The following is a 7943-nucleotide window of genomic DNA, read 5'->3' on the forward strand; positions in this document are numbered from 1 at the left end:
CGCCGCCCCGGGCCTGGGCGCTCGGTGCGGCCGTCAGGTGGTCCAGGCCCAGGAGGGCCGCGCCCAGGACCGGGGCGGCGGTGACGACCCGGGGGACGGCCTTGGGCGCGTGCTCGGCGAGCAGGGCGCGGACGCGGTCGTCCAGCCGGGGGTGCCGGGCGGCCAGGACGCTGCCGCCCAGCAGGACGGGTGTCTCCTCGGCGAGCAGGTCCAGTCGGGTCAGCGCCACGACGGCCATCGACGCCACCTCGTCGGCCTGGCGGTCGACGATCGCGCCCGCGACCGGGTCGCCGCCGGCCGCCGTGGCGAAGAGCACCGGCGCCAGTTCGTGACGGCGCCGGGGCGCGAGGCGCTCCAGGTGCAGGGCCTCGATGAGGGCCGGCATGTCCGGGAGGCCGAAGTGCGCCGGAAGGGTGCCGGCGAGGGCGGTGGCGGGACCGCGGCCGTCCTCGGCACGGGCCGCGTGCCACAGGGCCTCCTCCGCCAGGGCCCAACCGCCGCCCCAGTCACCGGAGATGCGGCCGAGCGCCGGGAAGCGCGCGGTACGGCCGTCCGGGCGCATGCCGACGCAGTTGATGCCCGCCCCGCACACGACGGCCACCCCGCGGGGCTCGGTGACCCCGGCGCGCAGGAGGGCGAAGGTGTCGTTGCGGACCTCCACGGTGTCGCCCCAGCCGCGTGCCGCCAGAGCCGCCGTCAGCCGTTCCTCCTCGACGGGGAGGTCCGCGTTGGCCAGGCAGGCCGAGACGTGCGCGACGCCGGAGGCGCCGGCGGCGGTGAGCGCGGCGGCGACGGTCCCGGCGAGGGCGTCCACCGCCGCCGGCACGCCGACGGCGGGCGGTTGGAACCCCCCGCCCCGCACGGTGGCCAGGACCTCGCCGTCGTGGGTGACCACGGCGACGTCCGTCTTGCTGTTGCCGGCGTCGACGGCGAGGACGCCCGCGGTCAGGCCCACGTGAGGTGCTCCCGGTTGTGTGCGACGAGGTGGTCGGTGAGCTTCTCGGCGTACTCGTACTGGCCGATCAGGGGGTGGGCGAGCAGGGCGCGGAAGACCCGCTCGCGGCCGCCGCGCAGGGCCGCGTCGAGCGCCAGGTCCTCGTAGGCGGTGACGTTCGCCATCAGGCCCGCGAAGAGGGGGTCCACACGCGGGACGGGCAGCGGGCTCGCGCCCTCGGGGCCCACGGCCGCCTGCACCTCGATCACCGCGTCCTCGGGGAGGAACGGCAGCGTGGAGCCGTTGCGCGTGTTCACCACCTGGTACGGGCTGCCGGCGCCGCGCAGCAGGGCCGCCGCCAGGTCCACGGCCGCCTCGGAGTAGTAGGCGCCGCCGCGCCGGGCCAGCAGCGCCGGTTTCTCGTCGAGGGCGGGGTCGGCGTAGAGGGCGAGCAGCCGGCGCTCCATGTCGGCCACCTCGGCGGCCCGGGACGGCTTGGTGCGCAGTTCCCGTACGACCTCGTCATGCGCGTAGTAGTACCGCAGGTAGTACGAGGGGACCACGCCCAGCCGGTCCAGGACGGCGCGGGGCAGCCGGAGATCGGCGGCGATCACGTCGCCGTGGTCCCGCAGCAGCGCGGGCAGCACGTTCTCGCCGCCGGGGCCGCCCCGGCGCACCGCGGTCTCCCAGGTGAGGTGGTTCAGGCCCACGTGGTCGAGGTGCAGTCCGGCGGGGTCCACGCCGAGACGTGCGGCGAACTTCCGCTGGAGCCCGATGGCGACGTTGCACAGCCCCACCGCCCGGTGCCCGGCCTCCAGCAGGGCCCGGGTGACGATGCCGACGGGGTTGGTGAAGTCGATGATCCAGGCGTCGGGGTTGGTGCGCCGGACCCGCTCGGCGATGTCGAGCACCACCGGGACGGTGCGCAGCGCCTTGGCCAGGCCGCCGGCACCGGTGGTCTCCTGGCCGACGCAGCCGCACTCCAGCGGCCAGGTCTCGTCCTGCTGCCTGGCCGCCTGTCCGCCCACCCGCAGCTGGAGCAGCACCGCGTCGGCGCCGTCCACGGCCGCGTCCAGGTCCGACGTGGTGACGATCCGCCCGCCGTGCCCCTGACGGGCGAAGATCCGGCGGGCCAGACCGCCCACCAACTCCAGCCGGTCCGCCGCCGGATCGACCAGCACCAGCTCCTCGACCGGCAGGGTGTCCCGCAACCGGGCGAAACCGTCGACGAGTTCGGGCGTGTAGGTCGAACCCCCGCCGACCACGGTGAGTTTCATGATGCCAACCCTTTCAACCCTCTCAGCTCTCTCAGCTCTCTCAACCCCCTTTCGGGGGCGTGTGGAACGGTCGCGGATCAGCGGGCGGTGTCGAAGACCTCGTCGCGGGCGGCCGCCAGCGCGCTCTCCAACGCGCCGCGCACCACGGGGTGTTCACGGACGTCGCCCACGACCAGGCGCGGGCGGGGCGCGGCCAGCTCCTCCAACTCGGCCTGGACGAGGGCGCGCAGCACCTCGCCGCCGGACGTGAGGACGGTGCCGCTCAGTACGACGAGTTCGGGGTCGAGGACGGAGACGAGCGAGGCGAGACCGGTCGCCAGCCGGGTGGCGTAGGTCTCCAGGAGCCGGCGGTGCGCCCCGTCGTCCGGCGCGGCGGCGGCACGTTCCACCAGGGCGGCGGCCACCTCGGGGTACGGGCCCTGCGGGATGCCGGTGACGCCCAGCTCGCGGGCCAGTCCCGGTACGGCCTGGGCGCCGGCCAGCTCCTGGTAGCCGCCGCCGTTGGCCCGGGTGACCTGGCGGACCAGGGGGGTGCCCGGCACCGGCAGGAAGCCGACCTCGCCCGCGCCGCCGGTCCAGCCCCGGTGCAGCCGCCCGCCGAGCACCAGGGCGGCGCCCAGGCCCTCCTGGTTCCACAGCAGGACGAAGTCGGTGTGCCCCCGGGCCGCGCCCAGGCGCTGCTCGGCGAGGGCGACCAGGTTGACGTCGTTCTCGTACGCGAACGGCATCGGCAGCGCGGCGGTGAGTTCGTCGAGCACCGTGGGGGAGTGCCAGCCGGGCAGGTGGGAGGCGTAGCGCAGGCGGCCGGTGCCCGGGTCGAAGGCGCCCGGGGTCCCTATGACCAGGCGGTGGACGTCGGCGCGGGCCAGGCCCGCCGCCTTCACCGCGCCGTCCAGGGCGTCGGTGACCTGCTGGACCACGGGGGCGGCACCGGCGCCCGCGCGGCGGCCGGGGGTGGCCAGTTCGTACCGGCCGACGGTGCGGCCCGTGATGTCGGCGACGGCGGCCCGGATCAGTCCGGGGGTGACGTCGAGTCCGGCGGCGTACGCGGCGGCCGGGTCGACCTCGTAGAGCTGGGCTCCCGGCCCCGGACGGCCCTCGGTGGTACCGGTGGCGAGTACCAGCCCGGCCGCCTCCAGCCGGGCCAGGAGCTGGGAGGCGGTCGGCTTGGACAGGCCGGTGAGCTTGCCGATCCGGGTGCGGGACAGGGGGCCGTGCTCCAGCAGCAGATCCAGGGCGGCGCGGTCGTTCATGGCGCGCAGGACGCGCGGCGTGCCCGGTGTGCCGGCGGTTCCTGCCATGGAGTGCGGCACCTGCCCCTCTGTCGGCTGCCCAGCTTCTCAGCGGTCGGCGCGGGACGTCCATCCGGACCCTGCCCGCCGGACGGGAAACCTTTGTTAGGAAGGTTTCCTGTCGGATGGAGAGGAAAGTAGGCCCCGGGCGGAGGGAGCGTCAAGAGGGGGCGCGGCAGAGAGACGGGAAGGGGCGCGGCAGGGACACGGGAAGGGGCGCGGCAGGGATACGGGAAAGAGCGGTACCCGGGACTCCCGGATACCGCCCTTTCATGCGCCGCGTCCTCCGCCGTGGCTCTCCGCCCCGGCCCTCCGCCGTGCCGTCGGCTACTTCTTCGTGTTCGGCGGCGGGGTCAGCGGGGACGCCGCGAGGGACTGCGGCGAAACGCTGCTCGCGTACGCGGACGGGGGCGCGACGGACGCCGCCGGGTCGGGGCCCTCCATCTCCACCGGGGCGGTGGCGCCCCCGACGATGCGGATGCCGGCCGCGTCGAAGGCGCGCTTGATGCGCCAGCGCAGCTCGCGCTCCACGGTCAGGGACTTGCCGGGCATGGTCTTCGCCGAGACGCGGACCACCATCGAGTCCAGCAGGACGGAGTCGAGGCCGAGGATCTCGATGGAGCTCCACAGGAGCTCGTTCCAGGGCTCCTCCTTGCTCATCCTCTCGGCGACGGCGACGAGGGTGGCCTTGACGTGGTCCAGGTCCTCGTCCGCGCGGACCGTGACGTCGACGTTGGCGGTCGCCCAGCCCTGGGAGAGGTTCCCGATGCGCTTGACCTCGCCGTTGCGCACGTACCAGATCTCGCCGTCGGCGCCGCGCAGCTTGGTCACCCGCAGGCCGACCTCGATGACCTCGCCGGTGGCGACGCCCGCGTCGACGGTGTCGCCGACGCCGTACTGGTCCTCGAGGATCATGAACACGCCGGAGAGGAAGTCCGTCACCAGGTTGCGGGCACCGAAACCGATCGCCACACCGGCGACACCGGCCGAGGCCAGCAGCGGGGCCAGGTTGATCTGGAAGGTGCCCAGGACCATCAGCGCGGCCGTGCCCAGGATCAGGAACGACGCGACCGAGCGCAGCACCGAGCCGATCGCCTGCGAGCGCTGGCGCCGCCGCTCGGAGTTGACCAGGAGCCCGCCGATCCCGGTGCCGTCCACGGCCTGGCCGGTCCGGGACATCCGGTCGATGAGCTTGGTGATCGCCCGCCGCACGAACACTCTCAGCACGGCGGCTATCACCACGATGAGCAGGACCCTGAGCCCGATCGCGAGCCAGGTGGACCAGTTCTCCTCGACCCAGCCGGCGGCGTTGGTGGCGCTCTCGTGGGCGTCCTTGAGCGTGGGCACCATCGGGGTCCCGGAATCCGAGGGGGTCGGGGACGGCTCCTCGGCCAGGGGGACGGCGGACAGGGACACGGCGGGTACCTCCAGGTGGCACGGTCTGCCCCCGGTGCGCGGTCAAGGTCTTCAAGGTGTTCAAGGTCACGAAAAGGTCACCGGTGTGGACAGAACCACCACACTAACGGGGCATTGCGGGTGGACCGGCACGATGAGGGAAGAAGAGACGGCCCTCACCCGGGCCCGCCCCGGCCGCCACCCGGCCCGGACCGGATGTGATCCCGGAAGCCGGACCGCGTCCGGACCGCGTGTGGTCGAAAACACTCTCAGCCCGTTACCGGTACATGGTGGCGCGACGACCAGGCATGAGGGGAGACTGACTACGGATCGTCCCGGCGCGAGCCACGCGCCGCCGGCGTACAAGGAGGCATCCGTGCCGCATGTCCTGGTTCTCAACGCGTCGTACGAGCCGCTCGGCGTCGTACCGCTCCGCCGCGCGCTCGTCCTCGTCCTCGAGAGCAAGGCCGTGTGCCTCGAGGAGTCCGGCGCCTACCTGCACAGCGCGACCGTCACAGTCCCCGCACCCAGCGTGGTCCGGCTCAAGCGATTCGTGCGGGTCCCCTACCGGGGGCCCGTTCCACTCACCCGCCGCGCGCTCTTCGCCCGCGACGGGGGCCGGTGCATGTACTGCGGTGGTGTCGCAACCAGCGTCGACCACGTCATCCCGCGCAGCCGCGGGGGCAAGCACGTCTGGGACAACGTGGTGGCGTCCTGCCGCCGCTGCAACCACGTGAAGGCCGACCGTCACCTGTTCGAGCTGGGCTGGCGGCTGCGCCACAAACCGGCCCCGCCCACCGGCCTGGCCTGGCGCATCATCGGCACGGGCCACCGCGACCCGTGCTGGCTCCCGTACCTCCAGCCCTACGGCGCGGACGACGCGATGGCCCGCATCGACGGCCTGTCCCGGGTGGACGGGATATCCGCCTGAGCGGTCCGGGCCCGGGCCGTACGGCCCCGGCCCGCATCGAGCACCCGGCCCGCATTGAGCACGACGGCACGACGACCACGCCCCGGCCCCGGTGGCCCCCGTTCCCCCGGGCACCGGGGCATGGCCGTCGCACCGGCCGGTCAGGCGTACCGCAGCTGGGTCGGGTCGGCCGAGCGGCGCAGCAGGGGGAGTGCCGTTGCCGAGGCCAGGAGGCAGGCGGCGTAGGCCGCCGGGGGCACCAGCAGGGCCGCCCAGGGCAGGGACGGTGCGTTCGTCAGCGTGCCGTAGCCGGCGCCGACCGCCATGCCGCCGACGCCCGCGAGCAGCAGGGCCGGGGCCAGGGGCAGCGCGGTCTCCAGGAGCAGCGCCCGGTTCAGCACCGAGCGCGGCACACCGGCGGCGGTCTGCGCGGCCAGTCCCCGTCGACGGGTGGCCAGCGACTCGGCGGTGCCGACGGCGAGAGCGGTCAGGGTGATCAGTACCGCCACCGAGATCGCCGCGGCGGTCAGGTTCAGGCCCGTCGTGTAGTACGACATGGACCCGCCCAGGGACCCCTGGTTGCGGTGCAGTGCCGCGAGGAACGCGTGGCGCACGCCCATGAACCCGGTGCCGACGACCGTCACCAGCAGCATGGCCGCATGCGTACGGGCCGCCGCCCACGGGTCGGCGCGCAGCCGCTCCGCCGCGATCAGCACCGCCGCCGACCGGGCCCGGCCCGCGAGCACCCGCCCCATCAGCCGGGAGGAGGCTCCGGCCAGCCACACCGCGCCCGCGCCGACCGCGAGCAGCGCGGCGAACATCATCACCGGGAACTGCCAGTTCGCCTCGCGGGTCGCTGTGCGGTCGGTCAGCGCGGTCGCCACGCCCACCGCCACCACCAGCGCCGCCCCGCCCAGGAACAGCCGGCCGGGCCCGCGGGCCGAACGGATCTCCGTCACCCGGCGTACCCGGCCGAGCGGTGAGGCCACCACCCGGCGCAGTGCCAGCGCGCCCACCGCCGCGCCCAGTGCCGGTACCGCGAGGGCGACCAGCGCGACCACCACCCAGGCGAGGGCGTCCGGCCGTGCCTCCAGGCCCAGCAGGAGCAGGACCGAGACGACGGTCGCGACCGCCGAGCCGAGCAGGCAGGCCAGTCCGGTCTCCAGCGCGGCGATCCGCCGCACCTGCCAGGGCGTCGCCCCGGCCAGCCGCAGTCCGGCCAGCCGCCGGTCCCGGTGCACGGCGCCGACGCGGGCGCATTGCCCGAGGAACCCGAGGACCGGAACCAGCAGGAGCAGCAGACCGAGGATCACCCCGGCGCGCGTCCCCGGCTCGTCGACCAGTCCCTCGGCGACGGACGTGCTGGTGCTGCGCCCGCCCAGCGACAGCAGGACTCCGGCGGCGAGCGCGCACCCGGTGGCCAGCGCCGCGCCGGTCGCGGTGAGTGCGACCCGCCACCACTCCCGCCGGTCCGAACCGTGCGTGAGCAGCCAGGCCAGCCGCAGGTCGGAACGCCAGGTGTCCGAGGAGGGGCGGGTACCCGAGGAGGCTCGGGTGTTCGAGGAGCCGGAGGTGTTCACGCGGTCACCTCCAGCGGTGTCAGTGTCCCGTCGCGCAGCTGCGCCTCGCGGTCGGCGTACGCGGCCACCTGGGCGTCGTGCGTGATCAGCAGCACCGCCGTGCCCGCCTCCCGGGCCGTGTGCGTCAGCGCCGTCATCACCTGCTCGCCGGCCAGCGAGTCCAGTGCGCCGGTCGGCTCGTCCGCGAAGACCACCCTCGGGCCGGTGACCAGGGCCCGCGCCAGCGCGGCCCGTTGGGCCTGCCCGCCGCTCATCTCGCCCGGCCGCAACTCCGCCTGCCCGCGCACCCCGAACCGCTCCAGCCACTCCCCGGCCCGCTCCCGTGCCCGGGTCCGCCCGGTGCCGGCCAGCATCAGCGGCAGCGCCACGTTGTCGAGCGCGGTCAGCTCCGGAACGAGCTGCCCGAACTGGAACACCACCCCGAAGTCGGTACGGCGCAGCTCGCTCAGCCGCTTCTCCGGCAGTTCCTCCAGCCGCTGTCCGTCGTACGTCACCGTGCCGGCGTCGGGGCGGACGATCCCGGCCAGGCAGTGCAGCAGCGTCGACTTGCCGCTG

General features: G+C 74.7%; 7 protein-coding genes. 1 reads left to right on the plus strand and 6 read right to left on the minus strand.

Annotation, left to right across the window (positions count from 1 at the left end; genetic code table 11):
* From AOK11_RS17980 to AOK11_RS17995, 4 genes are all read right to left on the minus strand, one after another.
* A partial coding sequence (locus tag AOK11_RS17980; RefSeq protein WP_055594736.1) for an N-acetylglucosamine kinase occupies window positions 1–955 on the minus strand: 955 nt, incomplete at its 3' end.
* Window positions 946–2211 (minus strand): 6-phospho-beta-glucosidase, encoded by a 1266-nt coding sequence (locus AOK11_RS17985; protein ID WP_055594737.1) that lies wholly within the window; start codon window positions 2209–2211, stop codon window positions 946–948. The genes AOK11_RS17980 and AOK11_RS17985, both read right to left, overlap by 10 nt.
* A 77-nt stretch (window positions 2212–2288) precedes the next feature.
* Window positions 2289–3512, minus strand: coding sequence for an ROK family transcriptional regulator (locus AOK11_RS17990; RefSeq protein WP_055594738.1), 1224 nt, complete (start codon window positions 3510–3512; stop codon window positions 2289–2291).
* A 318-nt stretch (window positions 3513–3830) separates the two neighbouring features.
* Entirely contained in the window at window positions 3831–4919 is a 1089-nt protein-coding gene (locus AOK11_RS17995) for a mechanosensitive ion channel family protein (RefSeq protein ID WP_055594739.1), read from the minus strand.
* A gap of 355 nt (window positions 4920–5274) precedes the next feature.
* Here AOK11_RS17995 and AOK11_RS18000 point away from each other — a divergent pair, with 355 nt between their 5' ends.
* The gene (locus AOK11_RS18000) at window positions 5275–5829 is read left to right on the plus strand and encodes an HNH endonuclease (RefSeq protein ID WP_055594740.1); all 555 of its coding nucleotides are present in this window, start codon (window positions 5275–5277) and stop codon (window positions 5827–5829) included.
* A gap of 140 nt (window positions 5830–5969) precedes the next feature.
* On the opposite strand, the gene AOK11_RS18005 is transcribed toward AOK11_RS18000, so the two are convergent.
* Together AOK11_RS18005 and AOK11_RS18010 are read right to left on the minus strand one after the other, a co-directional pair.
* Window positions 5970–7313 carry a hypothetical protein gene (locus AOK11_RS18005; protein WP_055594742.1) on the minus strand — a complete coding sequence of 448 codons (1344 nt, stop codon included), beginning with the start codon at window positions 7311–7313 and terminating at the stop codon, window positions 5970–5972.
* A gap of 71 nt (window positions 7314–7384) precedes the next feature.
* Window positions 7385–7943, minus strand: a 559-nt coding sequence (locus tag AOK11_RS18010) for an ABC transporter ATP-binding protein (protein WP_055594741.1), incomplete at its 5' end; no start/stop codon positions are given.

The organism is Streptomyces hirsutus (assembly GCF_001418415.1).
Classification (GTDB): Bacteria; Actinomycetota; Actinomycetes; order Streptomycetales; family Streptomycetaceae; genus Streptomyces; species Streptomyces hirsutus.